The 18,746-nt window shown below is 72.4% G+C and carries 16 protein-coding genes; 6 read left to right on the plus strand and 10 right to left on the minus strand.

Features of this window, described 5'->3' with window-relative positions; translation table 11 throughout:
- The first annotated feature begins 131 nt into the window (after window positions 1–131).
- Complete coding sequence (locus ACQP26_RS20340; protein ID WP_433493723.1) at window positions 132–1,121, plus strand: N-acetylglucosamine kinase; 990 nt, start codon at window positions 132–134, stop codon at window positions 1,119–1,121.
- 167 nt (window positions 1,122–1,288) lie between these two features.
- On the opposite strand, the gene ACQP26_RS20345 is transcribed toward ACQP26_RS20340, so the two are convergent.
- From ACQP26_RS20345 to ngcE, 4 genes are all read right to left on the minus strand, one after another.
- Complete coding sequence (locus ACQP26_RS20345) at window positions 1,289–1,981, minus strand: hypothetical protein (protein WP_433493724.1); 693 nt, start codon at window positions 1,979–1,981, stop codon at window positions 1,289–1,291.
- An 85-nt stretch (window positions 1,982–2,066) separates the two neighbouring features.
- On the minus strand, window positions 2,067–2,981 hold the full coding sequence (locus ACQP26_RS20350) for a carbohydrate ABC transporter permease (protein ID WP_269705153.1): 915 nt from the start codon (window positions 2,979–2,981) through the stop codon (window positions 2,067–2,069).
- A complete protein-coding gene (locus ACQP26_RS20355) occupies window positions 2,978–3,886 on the minus strand; it encodes a carbohydrate ABC transporter permease (RefSeq protein ID WP_013287344.1) in 909 nt (302 codons plus the stop codon). The genes ACQP26_RS20350 and ACQP26_RS20355 overlap by 4 nt, the downstream gene beginning before the upstream one ends.
- Entirely contained in the window at window positions 3,886–5,301 is a 1,416-nt protein-coding gene (ngcE, locus tag ACQP26_RS20360) for an N-acetylglucosamine/diacetylchitobiose ABC transporter substrate-binding protein (RefSeq protein ID WP_433493725.1), read from the minus strand. Before ngcE ends, ACQP26_RS20355 begins: the two co-directional genes overlap by 1 nt.
- Before the next feature lie 163 nt (window positions 5,302–5,464).
- Between ngcE and ACQP26_RS20365 the strand changes: the two genes are divergently transcribed.
- Complete coding sequence (locus ACQP26_RS20365; RefSeq protein WP_433493726.1) at window positions 5,465–6,844, plus strand: acyltransferase family protein; 1,380 nt, start codon at window positions 5,465–5,467, stop codon at window positions 6,842–6,844.
- A 3-nt stretch (window positions 6,845–6,847) separates the two neighbouring features.
- On the opposite strand, the gene ACQP26_RS20370 is transcribed toward ACQP26_RS20365, so the two are convergent.
- Both ACQP26_RS20370 and ACQP26_RS20375 read right to left on the minus strand, forming a co-directional pair.
- Entirely contained in the window at window positions 6,848–8,143 is a 1,296-nt protein-coding gene (locus tag ACQP26_RS20370; protein WP_433493727.1) for an aspartate aminotransferase family protein, read from the minus strand.
- Between the two features lie 128 nt (window positions 8,144–8,271).
- Window positions 8,272–8,958 carry a Tat pathway signal sequence domain protein gene (locus tag ACQP26_RS20375; protein WP_269705149.1) on the minus strand — a complete coding sequence of 229 codons (687 nt, stop codon included), beginning with the start codon at window positions 8,956–8,958 and terminating at the stop codon, window positions 8,272–8,274.
- 349 nt (window positions 8,959–9,307) lie between these two features.
- On the opposite strand from ACQP26_RS20375, the gene ACQP26_RS20380 reads away from it, so the two are divergent.
- The 3 genes from ACQP26_RS20380 (at window position 9,308) to ACQP26_RS20390 (ending at window position 11,421) form a co-directional block, all read left to right on the plus strand.
- Window positions 9,308–10,063: a TetR/AcrR family transcriptional regulator gene (locus ACQP26_RS20380; protein WP_433493728.1), complete on the plus strand. Its 756-nt coding sequence runs from the start codon at window positions 9,308–9,310 to the stop codon at window positions 10,061–10,063.
- A gap of 181 nt (window positions 10,064–10,244) precedes the next feature.
- A complete protein-coding gene (locus ACQP26_RS20385) occupies window positions 10,245–10,874 on the plus strand; it encodes a DUF6230 family protein (protein ID WP_269705147.1) in 630 nt (209 codons plus the stop codon).
- A 1-nt stretch (window position 10,875) separates the two neighbouring features.
- Window positions 10,876–11,421 (plus strand): DUF6114 domain-containing protein, encoded by a 546-nt coding sequence (locus ACQP26_RS20390; protein ID WP_433493729.1) that lies wholly within the window; start codon window positions 10,876–10,878, stop codon window positions 11,419–11,421.
- Between the two features lie 4 nt (window positions 11,422–11,425).
- Here the strand turns inward: ACQP26_RS20390 and murD are convergent, their stop codons facing one another.
- Complete coding sequence (gene murD, locus ACQP26_RS20395) at window positions 11,426–12,772, minus strand: UDP-N-acetylmuramoyl-L-alanine--D-glutamate ligase (protein ID WP_269705145.1); 1,347 nt, start codon at window positions 12,770–12,772, stop codon at window positions 11,426–11,428.
- 87 nt (window positions 12,773–12,859) lie between these two features.
- Between murD and ACQP26_RS20400 the strand changes: the two genes are divergently transcribed.
- Complete coding sequence (locus ACQP26_RS20400; protein ID WP_433493730.1) at window positions 12,860–14,209, plus strand: hypothetical protein; 1,350 nt, start codon at window positions 12,860–12,862, stop codon at window positions 14,207–14,209.
- 214 nt (window positions 14,210–14,423) lie between these two features.
- Here ACQP26_RS20400 and ACQP26_RS20405 read toward each other — a convergent pair whose 3' ends face one another.
- The 3 genes from ACQP26_RS20405 to ACQP26_RS20415 all read right to left on the minus strand — a co-directional run bounded on the left by ACQP26_RS20405 (window position 14,424) and on the right by ACQP26_RS20415 (window position 18,652).
- Window positions 14,424–16,232, minus strand: a complete 1,809-nt coding sequence (locus ACQP26_RS20405) for a PucR family transcriptional regulator (RefSeq protein ID WP_433493731.1) — start codon at window positions 16,230–16,232, stop codon at window positions 14,424–14,426.
- Window positions 16,233–16,330: 98 nt separating this feature from the next.
- A complete protein-coding gene (gene argG / locus ACQP26_RS20410) occupies window positions 16,331–17,782 on the minus strand; it encodes an argininosuccinate synthase (protein ID WP_269705141.1) in 1,452 nt (483 codons plus the stop codon).
- 57 nt (window positions 17,783–17,839) lie between these two features.
- Window positions 17,840–18,652 carry a TrmH family RNA methyltransferase gene (locus ACQP26_RS20415; protein WP_433496170.1) on the minus strand — a complete coding sequence of 271 codons (813 nt, stop codon included), beginning with the start codon at window positions 18,650–18,652 and terminating at the stop codon, window positions 17,840–17,842.
- Window positions 18,653–18,746: the final 94 nt, after the last annotated feature.

Below are 18,746 nucleotides of genomic sequence, written 5' to 3' on the forward strand. Positions count from 1 at the left end.
TTAACTGTTAGTGGTAAAAGTTCTTACTGAAGGCCCCTCCGTGTCAAGGGCGTGGGTGAAGTTTTCAAACTGTTACCTGGCGCACCGGCGCGATCTTGCGCCCGGCGACGCGGCCGACCAGCATGAAGACCATGTCGGACACCGTCGTGGTCGGCCTCGACGTCGGAGGTACGTCCACCCGCGCGGCCGCGCTGAGCCTCGACGGCACACGCCTGGGCACCGGCCGTGCCGGCGGCGGCAACCCCACCAGCCACGGCGCCGAACGGGCCGCCGCCGAGCTGCTCGCCGCCCTGCGCGCGGCGCTCGCCGACATCGACCCCCTTCGGGTACGCGCCGGCGTCATCGGCCTCGCCGGGGCCGGCCGCCTCCTGGCCGACCCGCACGGCCGCGACGCGTTCGACCGGGCCTGGGCCGAGGCGGGGCTACGGTGCCCGTACGCCGTGCACGGCGACGCCCTAGTGGCCTACGCCTCCGGCACCGCCGCCCCGGACGGCACCGTGCTCGTCGCCGGCACCGGCGCGATCGCCGCCCAGGTACGCGACCTGCGGCTGGACCGCACCGCCGACGGTCACGGCTGGCTGCTCGGCGACGCCGGATCCGGGTTCTGGCTCGGCCGCGAGGCGGTCCGCCGGCTACTGGCCGATCTGGACCGCGCGGAAGCCCCCGACGACCTGGGACGCCAGGTGCTGGCGGAGCTGACCGGCACCACCGAGGTGGACGATCAGCCGCGGGCGACCTCCGGAGCCGTGGTGCAGGCGGTGACGCGGCGGCCGCCGGTGGAACTGGCCCGGCTCGCGCCGCTCGTCGTGTCGTCGGCCCACGACGGGCAGCCGACGGCCGTCGCGCTGATCGCCGGGGCCGCGGCGCTGCTGGCGGAGAGCGTCTCCCGGATCCGCCCGCCGGGTGCGGCCGTTCCGGTGGTGCTCGGCGGCGGGCTGCTCACCGGCGACACCCCGCTGGCCGGCGCGGTACGCGCGGAACTGGCAGGCCGCTGGCCGGACGCGCCGCTGCACGCCGCCGGGGACGGTGCGGCCGCCGCGGCGTGGCTCGCCGCCTGCGACCTGCCCGAGGTGACCGACCCGGCCGCACTGCACACCCGCCTGGTGCCCCCACCTGCCTGACCTACCCGCCCCGCCCCGCCGCGCTGCCCGCCCGCCGCGCTGCCCGCCCCGCCGCGCGGCTCGGCCGTTGGGTGGAACGTCATGGGTGTCAAAACGCCCGTTTGACACCCATGACGTTCCACTCGCCGCCTCCGGCAGTTGTCGGCGTGAGCCGGCACCCTGGCTGATCAGTATCGGTCTTGCGAACCCGGCTGAGCCTGGTGCCAGCCCTGCGGCGCAGCCTGGCCCGGGTGGGCCTGCGGCGGGGGGCCGTACTGCGTGGGCTGACCCGGGTGACCCTGGGGCGCGCCACCCTGAGGTGCCTGCTGATTCGGGTGCCAGCCCTGCGGGACGGGCTGGCCCGGGTGACCCTGCGGCGCGGCGCCGTACGGTGCGGGCTGACCCGGGGCGTGCTGCCCCGGAGCGGGCGGGAACCCCTGGCCGGGCTGGCCGTGCCCCGCCCCCGGGTACATGCCGTGCTGCTGCTGCCCACCCGCGAACTGCTGCTGCCCGCCCGGGTACTGCTGACCACCCGGGAACGACGGCCCGCCCGGGTACTGCTGGCCGCCCCCGTACTGCTGGCCGCCCGCGAACTGCGGTCCGCCGGCGAACTGCTGTGACGCCGCCTGCTCGCGGGCCTCCTTGCGGGCCTTCACCGCACGCACGATCAGCAGGATCGGCAGCACGAAGACGTAGAAGAAGATCCGGTAGCTGTCGCCGTCGAACAGGAACAGCAGGTAGAAGCCGTACCCGAAGAAGGCCAGGCCGATGACCACGTTGAGGATCCGGGAGCCCTTGCCCTGTTCCTTGACGACCGCGCCGACGACGACCATCGCGATGCCGCCGAGCATCAGCAACAGTGTGTAGAGAAGGAAGAACATGAGATTCCTGTCGATAGATGAGCGTGCCGGCTCACCCTAGGTCAGCTCGAACGTCTCCACTGCCCCGTCACCTGTGGCAACGACCTCACTTGAGCTGCCCGGCGGTCAGTCCGGACTGAACCTGACGCTGGAACGCCACGTACACCACGAGCACCGGCAGCACCGCGATGGTCAGGCCGGCGAACAACTGGGCGTAGTCACCGGCGTAGCCCTGGCTCACCGCGAGCGAACTCAGGCCCTGGGCGAGCATCCGGTCCTGCCCGTCGCCCGGCAGAAGCACCTGGGGCAGCAGGAACTGGTTCCAGTGGCTGAGGAAGTTGAAGATCCCGACACTGATCAGTCCCGGTCGCGCCATCGGCAGCATCACCCGGAAGAACAGCCGGAAGTGCCCGCAGCCGTCGATCAGCGCGGCCTCCGCGATCGACGTCGGCAGCGTCCGGAAGAACGCGGTCAGGAAGAACACGGTGAACGGCAGCGAGTAGGCGGTGTAGACCAGGATCAGGCCGGGCCAGGTGCCGAGCAGGCCGACGCTGCGGACCACGAAGAACAGCGGCACCAGGGCCAGGAAGACCGGGAACATCATGCCGCCGACGAACAGGTAGTAGACCACCTGCCGGCCGCGGAACTCGTAGCGCGCGAAGACGTACGCGGCGGTGGCGCCGAGCAGCATGGTCAGGCTCAGCGAGCCGGCCACCACGACGATGCTGTTGAAGAAGAACCGGCCGATGTGCGCGGTGGTCCAGGCGCGTGTCCAGTTGTCGAACCGCAGCGCCTCCGGCAACCCCCACGGCTCGGCGACGATCTCACCGTTGGTCTTGAGCGAGCTGAGCACCATCCAGGCCAGCGGCAGCACCGTCATGGCCGCCCAGAGCAGCAGGAAGCCGTGCGAGAAGACGTTCGCCACGCCCAGCTCACGGCGCGGCGGCCGGTCGCCCGGTTGCGCGCCGTCGACCGGGAGGGCGGTGCCGGCGGTCGTCGCGGTGGGATCCACTGTGGTCACGAGTACTCGATCCGATCGCGCCGGGCGGTACGCAGCGCCAGCACCGCCACCGAGAGGGTCAGGAAGAACATCGCCACGCCGATCGCCGAGGCGTACCCGAACTTGTTCTCGCTGCCGAACGACGTGTCGTACATCCGCAGGCCGATCACGTCGGAGGAGAAGTTCGGCCCGCCGTTGGTCATGAGCTGCACCAGGATGAAGCCGTCCAGCGCCGCGATGGCGAGGTAGATCCACGCGACCTGGATGGTGTCCCAGAGCAGCGGAATGGTGATCTTCCGCAACATCGTCGTGCGGGACGCGCCGTCGAGCAGCACCGCCTCGTAGATGTCGCGCGGGATCGCCTGCATGGCGGCGCCGAAGAGCACGACGTAGAAGCCGACGTTGCTCCACACCATCACCGCCAGCACGCACCAGAACGCGAAGCGCGGGTCGCCGAGCCAGGCCGGGGTGGCCAGCCCGACGGCGCGCAGGGCGCCGTTGAGCAGGCCACTGGTCGGGCTGTAGATCTCCTTCCAGAGCAGCGCGATGATCACCACCGAGAGCACCTGGGGGAAGAAGTAGACGAGCCGGTAGACCGAGGTGCCGCGCACCCCGGTCACACCGGCCCGGCCCTTGCGACCGCCCATGGTGAGCATGCTGGCGAAGAACAGGCCCAGCCCGATCGTCACCACCGGCACCACGGCGAGCAGGATCGCGTTGTTCTTCAACGCGTTCCACACGTACCCGTCGTGCAGCAGCGTGCGGAAGTTCGCCATGCCGACCGGGTCGGCCTGCGCGGAGTAGCCCATCCAGTCGGTGGTGGAGATCTGAAAAGCCTGGAGGTACGGCGAGAGCACGAAGATGCCGTACAACGCCAGTGGGGGCAGCAGGAACGTGAGGATCAGGGGGAGGCGGCCCTGTCGCATCACGCGGACCGCTTGTACTTCTTGACCGAGCTGTCTCCGGCGATCGAGTCGGCGCCCTTCTGGCACTGGTCGAGGAACTCGGCCGGGCCGATCCGGCCGCTGAAGAACTCGCCGCAGGCCGCGTCGACCAGGTTGCGCTCCAGCTTTCGGTAGTAGTTGTTGTAGACCCAGTTGAAGCCGTTGGAGCCGGACGCGTCGAGCGCCTTGACCACGGTGCTGAGCCCGTACGGCAGGTCGATGCCCTCGGTGGCGCCGGCGACCACGGGCAGGCTGGCGACCTTCCGGGTGAAGTCCTGGGCGCCCTTGCGGGACAGCATGGTCCGGAAGTACTCCAGGCCGCCGGCGACGTTGCGCGCCTTGGCCGGCACCATGAACGGCTCGCCCGCGGTGCCGCGGATCGCCTCGTACGGCAGCTTGTCGCCGCTGCCCAGGCTCGGCGTCGGCGCGACGGTCATGTTGAAGCCGGCCGGCGTGACGTCCTTCTGCTCGCTCTCCAGCCAGGAGCCGCAGGAGATGAACGCGGCCTTGCCCTGGCACCAGGCGGTCTGCGACTGCTTGTGGTCCAGGCCCGGGGAGCCGTCGAGGATGAACTTGTCCTTGACGATCTGGTGCCAGGCGTCGGCGGCGGTCTTCATCGCGTCCGACTTCCAGGCGTTCGGCTCCAGGTTGTCGATCGCCAGCGCGACCGAGGGGCCGCCGAGCTTGATCGCGGTGGAGATCAGCGGCCAGCTCATGTAGCGGGGGTGCACACCGGCGTACGTCCAGGGTGCGATGCCCGCGGCCTTGATCCGGCGGCAGAGCGCGATGTGGTCGTCCCAGGTCTTGGCGTCCTCCCAGCCGCGGTCGGCGAACAGCTTGGTGGAGTGCCAGATGCCGTACACCGTGTAGGTGTAGTTGAGCACCAGGAACCGGCCGTCGTAGGAGCCGACCTCGACGGTGCCGGGCAGCAGCGTGTCCTTGACCGTCTTGCCAGGCGTGTCGAGGCTGGGCGCGGCGAGCAGCTCGCCCAGGTCGGCGATCGCGTCCTGCGAGACCAGGCCGTTGAAGTCGATCTGGCCGGCGCCGGAGTTGTTCACCACGTCCGGCGGGCTGCCGTCGACGAAGCGCGGCTGGAGCGTCTTGCTGATCTCCGCGGTGGCCGAGTGCTTGATCGCCGCCTTCGGGTACCGCTCCTTGTACATGGCCTCGTGGGCCTTGGCGTAGTCCTCCCCGAAGCCGCCGTTGAAGATCACCACTTCCAGCGGGGCGTCCTCGGCCACGCCGAGCGGGTTCTGCTCGCTCTTGGTGCCCTTGTACGCGTCCTTGTCGCCCTCGTCGCCCCCACCCGACGTGGCGCAGCCGGCGAGCAGCCCGGCGGCGGGGGTGGCCAGCAGACCGGCGGCGGCGCTGCGCCGAAGGATCTCACGCCTGTTCATCGCATCTCCTCGGTCCGGGTACGCGCGGTGAGCACCCTGTCGCTTGTCTTCACCAGAAGCATTTCTAATGAAGAATTTCTACGACAGTGCGACCGGGACCACAAGCCCTCTCGACCGATCCGTTATCGGTACCGGTCGGCGCCCGCTGGCCTAGCCTGAGCCCATGCGCCGCCTGCGGCAGCTCGCGCAACGCACGCCGCCGGGGCGGGAGCGCTACATCGACCTGCTCCGGGCGCTCGCCATCACCATGGTCGTGCTCGGCCACTGGGGCGTCACCGCGATCGGGTACGACGACGGCCGTCCCGCCGGCCACTCGGCGCTGGCGGACCTGCGCTGGGCCTGGCCGCTGACCTGGGTGGCCCAGGTGATGCCGGTGTTCTTCCTGGTCGGCGGCTACGCCAACGCCGCCTCGCTGGCCGCCCGCCGGCGCCGGGGCGGGTCGGCGGCCGGATGGCTGGTGGACCGCAGCGCCCGGCTGATCCGGCCCACCACCGTGCTGCTGCTGGTCCTGGCCGCGGGCGCGGGGATCGCCACCCTGCGCGGCGCCGACCCGGGGCAGGTTCGCGCCGTGGTCTGGTTCGCCACCATCCCGCTGTGGTTCCTGGTGGCCTACGTCGCGGTGGTGGCGCTGACCCCGCCGATGGAGGCGCTGCACCGCCGGTTCGGGCTCGCCGTGCCGGTGGTGCTCGTGGTCCTCGTCGCGCTCGGCGACCTCGGCCGGCTCCTCGGCCCGGCCGTGCTCGCCGACGGCAACTACCTGTTCGGCTGGCTGGCCGTACACCAGCTCGGTTTCGCCTGGTACGACGCCGCCCGGGCGGACACCCGCGCCGGACACGCCGCGCCGCGTGGCCTGCTCCGCCGCCGGCTGCCGCTGTCCCGCCGGGCGGGCGCGGTCCTGCTCGGCGGTGGCCTGGTCGCGCTGGCGCTGCTCACGGTGGCCGGGCCGTACCCGGTGGCGATGCTCCACGTCCCCGGCGAGCGGCTGGACAACGCGGCGCCGCCGAGCCTGGCGCTCCTCGCCGCGGCCGCCGCCCAGCTCGGCCTGATCCTGCTGCTGCGGCACCCGGCCGGGCGCTGGCTGCGCCGGTCCGGCCCCTGGCAGGCGGTGCTCGCCGTCAACGCCGTGGTGCTCACCCTGTTCCTCTGGCACCTGACCGCCGCGATCCTGCTCGTCGGCCTGCTGGACCGGCTCGGCGTGCTGCCCACTCCCCCGGCCGGCTCGGCGGCCTGGTGGGCGTGGCGCGTACCGTGGCTGCTCGCGCTGGCCGCGGTGCTGGCCGTGCTGGTCGCCGTCTTCGGCCCGGTCGAGGCCCGCACCCGCCGCCCGGCCGCGACCGGGCCGGCCGGGGCGGGCGGCCGGCGGCTGCGCGCCGCTCTGGCCGTCGCCGGGTACGCGGGCGTGCTCGTCGGCCTGCTGCTGAACAGCCTCGCGCCCGAGGAGGCACCGGAACCGCTGGGCCTGCCCGCCCCGGCGCTCGTGGCGTACCTGACCGGGGCGGGTCTGCTGCGACTGCTCAGGTCCGGACTGCGCCGTCCTGGTTGACGGTCACGCTCCGATCGAGGCGCGGATCGCGTCGACCAGGATCGCCAGGCCCTCCCGCGCCTCCTCCTCGGTGAGCGTCAGCGGCGGGCCCATCCGGATCACGTTGCCGTACAGGCCGCCCTTGCCCACCAGCAGGCCGCCGGCCCGGCACGCCTCGAAGACGCGGGTGGTCAGCGCCGCGTCCGGCTCGACGGTTCCCGGGTGGACGAACTCGACGGCGAGCATCAGGCCCTTGCCGCGTACCTCGGCGACCTGCTCCAGCCCGGCGGTGGCCGCGCGCAGGCCGTCGCCCAGGATCGCGCCGACCCGGGCGGCGTTGCCCTGGAGGTCGTGGTCGAGCAGGTAGTCGAGCACCGCGTTGCCGGCGGCGGTGGAGACCGGGTTGCCGCCGAAGGTGGAGAAGCTGATCGCCGGCACCGACTCCAGCACCTCGGCCCGGCCGACCACGCCGGCGAGCGCGAAGCCGTTGCCGACGCCCTTGGCGAAGGTGAGCAGGTCCGGCGTCACGCCGTGCGCCTGGTAGCCCCAGAAGTGCTCGCCGGTACGACCCCACCCGGTCTGCACCTCGTCGCTGATCAGCAGGATGCCGTGCTCGTCGAGCACCTTCTTCCAGGCGGCGAAGAGCCCGTCCGGGCCGTGCACGAAGCCGCCCACGCCCTGGACGGGCTCGGCGATCAGGCAAGCCACGTCGCCCGCGGTCTGGGTGGCGAGCACCTCGCGCAAGTCCTCGACCGCCGCGTCGACCCGGTCGGCGGCGTCGAGCCGGGCCAGCAGGCCGCGCAGCCGTTCGCCGGAGTGCAGCCAGGCCACCTGCAACGGGTTGAGCGCGCTGGCCGACCAGCCGCGGTTGCCGGTGACGCCCATCGTCGCGTACGACCGGCCGTGGTAGCTGTTGCGCACCGCGAGGATCTGGTGCGAGCGCCGGTGGTTGGTGGCGACCAGCAGCGCGGCCTCGTTCGCCTCGGTGCCGGAGTTGGTGAAGAAGACGCGGGCGTCCGGGATGCCGGAGAGCCGGGCGATCTTCTCGGCCAGCTCGACCTGCCGGCGGATCAGGTAGAGCGTGGAGGTGTGCACGAGGCCGGTCCGCAGCTGCCGCTCGACCGCCTCCCGGATCTCCGGGATGTCGTGACCGACCATCGTGGTCAGCACACCGCCGAAGAAGTCCAGATAGGTCCGGCCGGCCGCGTCGGTGACCCGGCGGCCGGAACCGGCGACGAGTTCCAGCGGTTCGGCGTAGTAGAGCGGCATCCAGGACGGGAGCACGGCCCGGTGCCGGGCCAGCAGGTCGTCGGAGGTCATCGGCGCACCCTTCAGCGGCGGTAGTCTCCGCACGCTGCCACCACGGTGCGGCGCGGACAAGTGCCACGGTGGCGCGACCACGGGCCGGTGCCCGGCGGATCGCCGGCCACCGGCCCGAGAGCCGGGTGTCAGTTGACGTAGACGGCCGGGCTACCGGTCTTGCTGGTGTCCTTCACCGGCGAGTACGCCGCGGTGAAGTACGCGGTGCCGAAGCACAGCGACGGGCCGGAGAACTTGGTCAGGGGCTGATTGGTGAAGGTGATCGAGTTGGTGGCGTTGGACGCCGTACCGGTCAGCGTGTTCGTGCTGGTGCGGTAGACGCAGGTGATCGTACCGAGCAGGGAGTTGAGCACGACGGTGCTCTGGATCGGCGCCGCCGTCGTCCCGGAGATCTTGACGACGCCGGCGCTGGTCACCGAGGTGGTGTAGGGCAGGTTGTTGACAGTCACGCTCTGCACGCCGGTGGTGCCGAAGACGTTCGTCGTGCAGCTGGTGAACGACTGCGCGGTGAGGCTCTCGGTCGCGGTGCCGGGTGCGGTCGGGTTGGTCAGCACCTTGGCGCTGAAGCTGGACGCGGCGCACTTGATGCCGGTGGTGCCGCTGGTCGAGGAGTAGAACGTGGCGTTGGTGCCGCTGCGCAGGCTGGCCTGGATGACGTCGCCCACCGACACGGCGGTGCCGGCGACGGTCGGGTAGGTCAGCACGGCGCTGGCGAGCGAGGTGGTGGGTGCGGCGGTGGCGGGGGCGGCGCCGACCAGACCGGTCAGCAGCGCCAGGGCGGCGAGGCCCGCGCCGATGCGTCCGTACCTGGGCATGGTTGTTCCTTCCGGCGGTGGGACAGGAAACGGTGCCGGCGGCGTCCGGAGCGGACGGAGCCGGTGGGTGCGGCGGCCGGGATCGGTCCGCCGCAGGTGGTGGTGCGCCGTGGCGGCCTCAGCGGGCCGGGCGGCGTGGCGCAGTGCGGCGTCGCCGCGTCACCTGGGTCTCTCCGGCCTTGGGGGGACGGGTCCGCGCGGCGATAATGGCAGCCATCCGGCCCTCCTTCGACGCGTTCGGGTGACCGATCAGGAGAGATCACCAGCGGTGACGAGGCGTGAACTGAGCGTGTCGAAAGTTATAAACCCCGGAGGGTCGTAAAGTCAACGCATCAAGAAAGGTCGATGAGTGACAGTCCCGAGCCCGCCGTCGCCGGCGCCCGTACCCCTGCCGGGCGCCCGCCACGGCCGCGACCCGGACCGCGCCATCAAGCGCGGCCCGCGCCGCGTGCCGGCCGAGGAGGTGGCGGCGACCCAGCGGGACCGCCTCTTCGACGGGCTGGTCCGGGAGGTCGCCACCCGGGGGTACGACAACGCCCGGGTCAGCGACATCTGCCACGCCGCCGGGGTCACCCGGCCCGCGTTCTACACGCTGTTCAGCGGCAAGCAGGACGCGTTCCTGGCCGCGTACCGGCACGGCATCGCCGTGGTGTCGCACCTGATGGAGGAGGCCTACCGCGACGCCGGCCCGGAGTGGCCGGAGGCCGTCCGGGCGGCGCTGCGCACGCTGCTCGACGTGCTGGCGAGCGTGCCCGCCTTCGCCCGGATGGCGCTGGTCGAGGTGGACGCGGCCGGGCCTGATGCCCGCCGGGAGCGCGACGCGCTCCTGCGCAGCTTCCGCCGGTTCTTCGCCGGCGCCGGACCGGAGCCGGCCGACCTGGACCGCGAGGCACTGTTGTCCACAGTGGTCGGTGGCATCCACGCCACCATCCGTGAGCGGGTGGCGCAGGGGCGGGCCGAGGAGCTGCCGCTGCTGCTGCCGGCCCTCACGTACGCGGCCGTCGCGCCGTTCCTCGGACCGCACGAGGCGGGTCGCATCGCCCGCACGGGGAGGGCGGACGACGGTCCGGCCGCCACCGCGCCCTGCGCGCCCGGCCAACCCTGAGCGGTGAGAAACCGCAGCGGTTTTTCACTTTGGCCGCTTTTGGCAAATACCGACCAATGATCTGCTACAGGCAGTTGACCGCCCCTTTACTCAGCGGTAACTTCGGCCTGCGCCCCTCGGCGCGCATCATGCGAAGCCAATTCGCATCGTCGCAGATGAATTGATCTCGAAAGGGGCCGGCATGTCGGAGCAGATCGAGCAGATCGAGGCCGATCAACCACGAAGCGGCGTACGCTGGCGCCGGTTCGCCGTCACGCTCGGCGCCGTGACGGCCGGGGCGGCCGGCATGGTGGTGCTGACCGCGCAGGGTGTGCTCGGCGCGCAGTTCGCCATCTCGGGCATGCCCTTCACCGTCACCGCCGACAAGCTGGAGGGCACCGGGTTCGAGCAGTTCGCCACGCTCGACCAGATGATCCCGGACAGCCCCAACCAGGGCGACACCGGCGGGCAGGTGCTCGTGATCGTCTCCGCGATCGACAAGGCCGAACTGACGAATCTGTGCCAGAGCATCAACCTGGGCGGAACCAACCTGCGGATCACCGCCGGCAATTCCGGAAAGCCCGTCACCGCGCGCACACTCGTGGTCGACGGCGACGAGATCGCCGGTAACGCCTCCTTCAAGAACATCGACGTCGGTCAGGACGCCAGCACCGTCGACAAGGTCCCCGGCGTCAAGGGCAACCCGGGTGTGTTCGCCCAGCAGGCCGACACCGTGACCATCACCAACCTGCGGCAGAACAACTACGCCACCACCGCCGCCGTCTTCACACTGCCCAACCTGCGCATGGGCTTCAGCTCCGAAGGGTGCTGACGTGATCGCGGGACAGCACTCGGCGCCCGCCGCCGGCGTCCGCACACGCTGGCGGCGCTGGCGCCGGGCCCGGCCGTTCACCGCCGGGCTGCTCATCGCGCTCGGTGGCGCGGAGATGCTCGTGACGCTGCGCGCACCGCTCGGGGTGCTGCTGCACGTCGGGCCGCAAGGGCTGGCCGCGTACCTGGTCCCGGCCGTCCTGGTCATCTGCGGCGTGCTGCTGATCACCACGCCGCAGCAACGCATCTTCTACGCGGTGCTCTCCCTCGTGCTCGGGCTGGTCTCCTGGCTCACCTCGAACCTGGGCGGATTCCTGATCGGCATGCTGCTGGCGCTCGTCGGCGGCGCGCTCGCATTCGCCTGGACGCCGGTCAAGCGGCGCCCGGCCCACGCCGGCCCGGAGGCGACGCCCGCCGGTACGACGTCCGCCGGTACGGCGCCCGCGCCGCGCGAGCCGGTCGACAGTTCGGCGCCCACGGAGTCGCTCGACGCGATCCTCTCCGGCGAGCCCGGCCCGCCGGGGAACGCCCGCGCGGAGCGCGGCTGACCGCTCAGCGGGCGGTGTCGGCCACCGCCTGCGCGAACACCTCGGAGCGGTGCTCGAAGTTGCGGAACCGGCCGTAGCTCGGCGCCGCCGGGGACAGCAGCACCACCCCGCCCGCCGGGGTCAGCTTGCGGGACAGCCCGACGGCGGCGACCAGGTCGTCGGCCAGCTCGGTACGCACCGACGGCAGCCCGGACAGCGCCTCCACGATGCGGGGGCCGCTGTCCGGCACGCCGATCACGGTGATCTCCCGGTCGGCCAGGTGCGCGCGCAGCGGGCTGTAGTCCAGCCCTCTGTCGGCGCCGCCGACGATCACCGTCAACGGCCGACCCTCGTACGCGTCGATCGCGTGCATCGCCGCGTACGGGCTGGTGGCGAGCGTGTCGTCGACGAACGTCAGCCCGGACGGATCGGCGATCTCGGTGAGCCGGTGCGCCAGGCCCTGGAACTCCGCGACCGCCACGGCGAGGCTGTCCTTGCGCGCCACCACGTCGACGCCGAGCGCATCCAGCACCGCGAGGGCGACACAGAGGTTGCCCTCGTTGTGCCGGCCGACCAGCGGCAGCACCGCGCGCGGGAACAGCGGCGTGTCCCGCAGGTGGAACCACTGCGTACCGTCCGGCCCGGTGGCCACGTGCGTGGTGTCCGGCGAACCGGCCCGGACCGCGGCCCGGTCGCCCAGCTCCGCCGCCAGGCGCGGGTCGGCGCCGTTGACCACGACGGCGTGCGGGCCGTGCGCGATCAGGTTCAGCTTGTCCCGGTAGTACTCCCGCTCGCCGCCGTGTGCGTCCAGGTGCTCGGGGAACAGCGCGGTCACCACTGCCACCCGCGGCGAGTCGGTCAGGTCGGAGCACTGGTAGCTGGACAGCTCCAGCACGTACAGCTCCGCCTCGGGCAGGTCCAGCAGCGGCACCCCGATGTTGCCGCCGAACACGTTCGGCCGGTCCATCGCGGTGAGCAGGTGACTGATCAGGCTGGACGTGGTGCTCTTGCCCTTGCTGCCGGTCACCCCGACGGTGCGGTCCGCATGGTCGGCCATCCACAGCGCGCTGCCCTGCGTCACCGGCACGGACCGGCGGCGCAGCTCCACCATCCACGGGTGGGTGTTCGGCACGCCCGGCGAGCGGACCACCACGTCGGCGGCGGCCAGGCGCTCGAAGCCCTCCTCGCCGGTGACGAGCGGCGCCGAGGCGGCGAGCGGACCGTCCCAGGGCAGCGTGAGGAAGTTCGCGCTGTCGTCGACCACGACGAGGCCGGCCGGCCCGTGCGCGGCGATCGCGGTCACCGCGGCCCGGCCCTCGCGGCCGGCGCCCCAGACGGCGACATGACGTCCGCGCAGATCAGACAGGCGCACGGGCTCTCCTCGGACTCGGTCGACGCACGGCGGGCAGGGTCCGGCCCAGCCGGACACGGACGGACGAACCAGGGCCTAGTATGGCGTGTGCCCAACGAGCAGCTGCGGCGGATGGACGCCTTCACGTTCCCGTCCTACTCGATCGACTTCGCCACCGGCGAGGTCCTGTTCGACTACGCCCTGACCGGCCCCGACGGCGAGCAGCGGTTCACCGAGGTGATCACGCTTCCGCTGCCGGCCGAGCCGGTCGCCGACGCCACCGCGGCCACCCTGGCCCGGGTGCTGGAACTGCTGCACGTGGTCGCCGGCGTCAGCTACTACAAGGCCGCCGCGCCGCCCCGGCTGGTGCTGCCCGCACCGCTGGGCGCCGCCGCCGTCGAGCTGGTCACCGCCGTCTACACCAAGGGCCTCGCCGAGTACGCGTACCGCAACGAGCTGCCGCACGTGCTGCAACTGCGTCCCGAGGTGCCGGCCGGCACCGTGGACCCGGCGGTGCCGGTGGACAACTCCGACCGCCGTCCGCTCTCAGCGGTGGGTGGCGGCAAGGACTCCATCGTCACGCTGGAGGCGCTGCGCCGCGCCGGCCTGGACCCGGTGCCGTTCTCGGTCAACCCGAACCACGTGATCGTGTCGGTGAACGAGGCGTCGGACCTGGTGCCGCTGGCCGCGCGGCGGCGGCTGGACCCGGTGCTGTTCGAGCTGAACGCGGCCGGCGCGCGCAACGGGCACATCCCGGTCACCGCGATCAACTCGCTGATCGCCGTGGCCACCGCGGTCCTGCACGGCCTCGGCCCGGTGGTGATGTCGAACGAGCGGTCCGCGTCCGACCCGAACCTGATCTGGAACGGTCACGAGATCAACCATCAGTGGTCCAAGGGCGTCGAGGCGGAAGGGCTGCTGCGTGCCGCGCTGGCCGAGCACGCCGGGCTCACCGAGCCGTACTTCTCGTTGCTGCGTTCCCTGTCCGAGCTGCACATCGCCCGCCTGTTCGCCGAGATCGACCGGTACGACGCGGTGGTGACCAGCTGCAACGCCGCGTTCAAGCTGCGCGACGCGAGCGAGCGCTGGTGCCGCGACTGCCCGAAGTGCCGGTTCGTGTTCCTGGCCATGGCCCCGTTCATGCCCCGCGAGCGGCTGACCGGCATCTTCGGCGGTGACCTGCTGGCCGACGAGTCCCAGACCCCCGGCTACCGGGAACTGCTCGGCATCGACGGGCACAAGCCGTTCGAGTGCGTGGGCGAGGTGGAGGAGTCGGTCGTCGCGTTGAGCCTGCTCGCCCAGCAGGACCAGTGGCGCGACGCCCCTGTGGTACGCGCCCTGGTGGCGGCGCTGCCCGACACCGCCTGGCAGGCGGCCGCGACCTCCGACGTGTTCACCCCCGGCGGCGACAACTACGTGCCCGCCCCGTACGCCAAAACCCTCACCGCCCTGACCTGACCCGCCCCGCCCCGTCGATCATGAACTTGACGGTGCGAATTCAGGGCGAATCACCGGCTCAACCTCATGATCACCGCCCGCACCCTATCGATCTTGGAGTTGTGGCACCTCTGATAACGGTGCTTAGCCGGCATTCTGGGCGCCACAACTCCAAGATCGGCGCGGCAGAGGCCGAGAGGGCGGGCGGGGCGGGCGGGGCGGGGGCGGGGGGTGGTCAGGGGGTGCGGACGGCGTCCAGGGCCAGCAGGGCCACGTGCAGGGACAGGCACCTGTCGACCGAGTCGAGGTCGGCGTCGAGGATGCGGCCGATACGGGCCAGCCGCTCGTAGAACGCCGGCCGGGACAGGTGCGCGGCGGCCGCACCGGCCGACTTGTTCCGTCCCTGCTCCAGGTACGCCCGCAGGGTGCCGAGCAACTGCTCCCGCGGGTGCTGGGCGTCGTAGGCGAGCAGCGGCCCGAGTTCACGCTCGACGAACGTCTGCAACCGGGGCTCGTCGCGTAGCAGGTGCAGCAGCCCCGCCAGCCCGACGTGCGGCAGGCGGTAGCAGGGCAGATCCCTGGGATCCCGCCGCGCCGCCTCGGCGACCTGCCGCGCCTCGATCAGCGACCGGCGCGCCTCGCGCATGCTGCCTACGCCGGACCCGGCCGCCACCACGATCGCGGCGCGGGGCGGCGCGTCGGCCGGTCGCGCGCTCCCCGACGTCACGGCCCGGCTGACGGGCCGGTCGGGCGACTCCGACAGGCGGGACGCCGGAGAGCGGGCGGGGGCGACGTCGAGGCGTACCCGACGCAACGCCGCGGCGAACGCGGACAGTGCCTTCTCCTCGGCGGCGGCGTCGGGGAGCGCCAGCAACGCGCCCACCGCCTGGTCGTCGAGCGGGCTGGTCAGCGCGGTGAGCTTGGCGTCGCGGACGGCCTGGCTGACCGCCTCGGCGAGGTCGCGCAACCGGGCCGGGCCGGCTTCGGGGCCTTCGGCGTCGGCGTCGCGGCGTCCGCCCCGGCGGGCCGGGGCGGACTCGTCGTCGAGGGCGCCCGCGTCCCCGGCCGGCTCGTCGGCGCGGTGCCGGACCACGACGCCGACCAGGTGCCGGCGGTCCAGGACGACGCCGAGCGCCTTGGCGCGCAGCGCCACCTCGTCCACCGGGCGGGAGTGGTCGATCAGCGCGGTCAGCAGCGTGCGGTGGATCTGCCGTTCCAGGCCCTCGGCGTCGCGCCGGATCAGCCGGCCCAGGGCCAGCGTGGAGGCGGCCCGCTCGATCAGGATGGTCAGCCGGGTCGGCGGGGTGGACTCGGTCGCCGGCCAGCGCAACAGCAGCCGTCCCCAGTCCTGGCCCCGCGCGCCGACGGTGGTGACGAGCCAGCCGCTGTCCGGGTCGTACGCGGTGCGCCCGGCCGGGCGGATCTGCCGCGAGTGCCGTTCCCAGCCGTCCAGCAGCAGTTCGGCGTTCTCCCCCGCCGGGTCGTACGCGAGCACCTGCCGGGACAGGTTCTCCAGCACCATCGGGCAGCCCGCCAGCTCGGCGGCCTGCCGCAGCACCTCGGCCGGTTCGGCGCCCTCCACCGACAGGTCGGTGAACCGCTGGTGGATCTCCTCGGTGGCGCGCAGCTCGGTGAGCTGGGCGTCCACGATCAGCGCGTGCACCGCCTCGGTGATGCGGACGAACGGGGTGCCCCGCCGCAGCTCGATCAGGGGCAGGCCGCGTCGTTCGGCGGCGGCGGCCATCACCCGGGGCACTCCGCTGACGTAGCGGCGGCCCAGCTCGACGGCCAGCCCGGAGACGCCGACGTCGGCGAGGGCGCCGATGAACTCGCGGAGCCCGGCGTCGTCGCCCGGCAGCCCGATCCCGGTGGTGAGGACCAGTTCCCCGCCGCCGAGCAGGGTGGCGATGTCCGGCACCTCGGCGATGTGCACCCACCGCACCGGCCGGTCCAGCCCGGCGGTTCCGGCGACCAGGCGGGGCGCGCCGTTGCGCACGGGCACCAGGTCCAGCACCTCACGCACGGTAGGGAACACGGGCGACACGCTACCCTGCGTCACCACCGTTGCCGAAGGCCACACCGCCCGCCGGCCCGCCGAGAAGGCGGGGACCGGCGGGCGGGCAGACGGACGAGCGGCGGTGATCAGTCGACGCCGAACTCCATCGCGGCGCGGTCGAGCGCCTCGTCCTCGGCGGTGGGCACGCCCCGGGACGCGATGGCCTCGGCACCGCCCTGCGGCATGGCGCCGATCAGCCCGGTCGAGGCCGCCTGGGCGGCGCCGACGACCCGCTGCGGGGTGCCGCCGCCGACCATGCCGACGGAGGCGTACTGCTCCAGCTTGGCCCGGGAGTCGGCGATGTCCAGGTTGCGCATGGTGAGCTGGCCGATCCGGTCGGCCGGGCCGAACGCCGAGTCCTGGGTGCGCTCCATCGACAGCTTGTCCGGGTGGTAGCTGAACGACGGGCCGGTGGTGTCGAGGATCGAGTAGTCCTCGCCCCGGCGCAGCCGCAGCGTGACCTCGCCGGTGACCGCCGTGCCGACCCAGCGCTGCAGCGACTCGCGCAGCATCAGCGCCTGCGGGTCCAGCCAGCGGCCCTCGTACATGAGGCGGCCGAGGCGGCGGCCCTCGTTGTGGTAGTTCGCGAGCGTGTCCTCGTTGTGGATGGCGTTGACGAGCCGCTCGTAGGCGGCGTGCAGCAGCGCCATGCCGGGGGCCTCGTAGATGCCCCGGCTCTTGGCCTCGATGATCCGGTTCTCGATCTGGTCGGACATGCCCAGGCCGTGCCGGCCGCCGATGGCGTTGGCCTCCAGCACCAGGTCGACGGCGCTGCCGAACTCCTTGCCGTTGATCGTCACCGGGCGGCCCTGGTCGAAGCCGATGGTGACGTCCTCGGTGGGGATCTCCACGGACGGGTCCCAGAACTTGACGCCCATGATCGGCTCGACCGTCTCGATGCCGGTGTCCAGGTGTTCGAGCGTCTTGGCCTCGTGGGTGGCGCCCCAGATGTTGGCGTCGGTGGAGTACGCCTTCTCGGTGCTGTCCCGGTAGGGCAGGCCGCGCTCCAGCAGCCACTCCGACATCTCGGTGCGCCCGCCCAGCTCGGTGACGAAGTCGGTGTCCAGCCACGGCTTGTAGATCCGCAGCTGCGGGTTGGCCAGCAGGCCGTACCGGTAGAACCGCTCGATGTCGTTGCCCTTGAACGTCGAGCCGTCGCCCCAGATCTGCACGTCGTCGGCGATCATCGCGCGCACGAGCAGCGTGCCGGTCACGGCCCGGCCCAGCGGGGTGGTGTTGAAGTAGGCCCGCCCGCCGGAGCGGATGTGGAAGGCGCCGCAGGTCAGCGCCGCCAGCCCTTCCTCGACGAGGGCGGCGCGGCAGTCGACGAGCCGGGCGACCTCGGCGCCGTAGGTGTGGGCGCGGCCGGGCACCGAGGCGATGTCGGGCTCGTCGTACTGGCCGATGTCAGCGGTGTAGGCGCACGGGACGGCGCCCTTGTCGCGCATCCACGCGACGGCTACCGAGGTGTCGAGGCCGCCGGAGAAGGCGATGCCGACACGTTCGCCGATGGGCAGGGAGGTGAGAACCTTGGACACAAGGAAGATTATGCATGCCGTCGCATGGTCATGCAAGCCGGTCGGGCGAGCGGGTCCTCAGAGCGGGTCCTCGCGGCCCAGCTCCCAGAACGCCACCGCCGCGGCAGCCGCCACGTTCAGCGAGTCCACGCCGCGCCGCATCGGGATCACCACCCGCACGTCGCTGGCGGCCTGCGCCGCCGCGGTCAGACCCGGCCCCTCCGCCCCGAGCAGCAACGCCGCCCGCTCCCGCTGCGCCGGGGTCAGCCGCTGCATCGGTACGGCATCCGGCGCGGGCGTCATCGCGAGCACCGTGAATCCGGCTGCCCGGACCTGGTCCAGTCCTGCGGGCCAGCGCTCGAGCTTGGCGTACGGCACCGCGAACACCTCGCCCATGCTGACCCGTACGCTGCGCCGGTAGAGCGGATCGGCGCAGGTGGGAGACAGCAGCACCGCGTCGACGCCGAGCGCGGCGGCGCCCCGGAAGATCGCCCCCAGGTTGGTGTGGTTGTTGACGTCCTCCAGGATCACCACCCGCCGGGCGGCGGCGAGCACCTCGTCCGCCGAGCGCAGCGGCTTGCGGTGGAACGACGCGAGCACGCCCCGGTGCACGTGGAAGCCGGTGGCGCGCTGGAGCACGTCCGGCGTGGCCGCGTACACCGGCGTGTCCCCGGTGTCCAGGTCGGCGAGCTGGTCCACCCGCTTCGCGTCGACCAGGTACGACCGGGCCGGGTAGCCGGCCCGCAGCGCCCGCCGCAGCACCAGCTCCCCCTCGGCGATGAACAACCCGTGCGGCGGTTCCCAGCGGGTACGCAGCTCCACGTCGGTGAGCGCGCGGTAGTCGGCGATCCGGTCGTCGTCGGGGTCGGTGATCTCGTGGACGGGCACCAGGCGATTCTGCCCGGCCCGCCCGGCCGCTCCGGCGCGGGCCGGGTTTCCGGCGCCCGGGGCGGGGAACGGAGGCGGGAGGCCGACGGCGACGGAG

Origin of the sequence: Micromonospora sp. CA-248089, from assembly GCF_050948515.1 — a bacterium.
Taxonomy (GTDB): Bacteria; Actinomycetota; Actinomycetes; order Mycobacteriales; family Micromonosporaceae; genus Micromonospora.

Bases quoted from the DNA above. Each gene is read 5' to 3' on its own strand.
- ACQP26_RS20340 (WP_433493723.1), top strand. From the start codon at position 132: ATGTCGGACACCGTCGTGGTCGGCCTCGACGTCGGAGGTACGTCCACC.
- ACQP26_RS20345 (WP_433493724.1), bottom strand. From the start codon at position 1,981: ATGTTCTTCCTTCTCTACACACTGTTGCTGATGCTCGGCGGCATCGCG.
- ACQP26_RS20355 (WP_013287344.1), bottom strand. From the start codon at position 3,886: ATGCGACAGGGCCGCCTCCCCCTGATCCTCACGTTCCTGCTGCCCCCA.
- ngcE (WP_433493725.1), bottom strand. From the start codon at position 5,301: ATGAACAGGCGTGAGATCCTTCGGCGCAGCGCCGCCGCCGGTCTGCTG.
- ACQP26_RS20365 (WP_433493726.1), top strand. From the start codon at position 5,465: ATGCGCCGCCTGCGGCAGCTCGCGCAACGCACGCCGCCGGGGCGGGAG.
- ACQP26_RS20370 (WP_433493727.1), bottom strand. From the start codon at position 8,143: ATGACCTCCGACGACCTGCTGGCCCGGCACCGGGCCGTGCTCCCGTCC.
- ACQP26_RS20375 (WP_269705149.1), bottom strand. From the start codon at position 8,958: ATGCCCAGGTACGGACGCATCGGCGCGGGCCTCGCCGCCCTGGCGCTG.
- ACQP26_RS20385 (WP_269705147.1), top strand. From the start codon at position 10,245: ATGTCGGAGCAGATCGAGCAGATCGAGGCCGATCAACCACGAAGCGGC.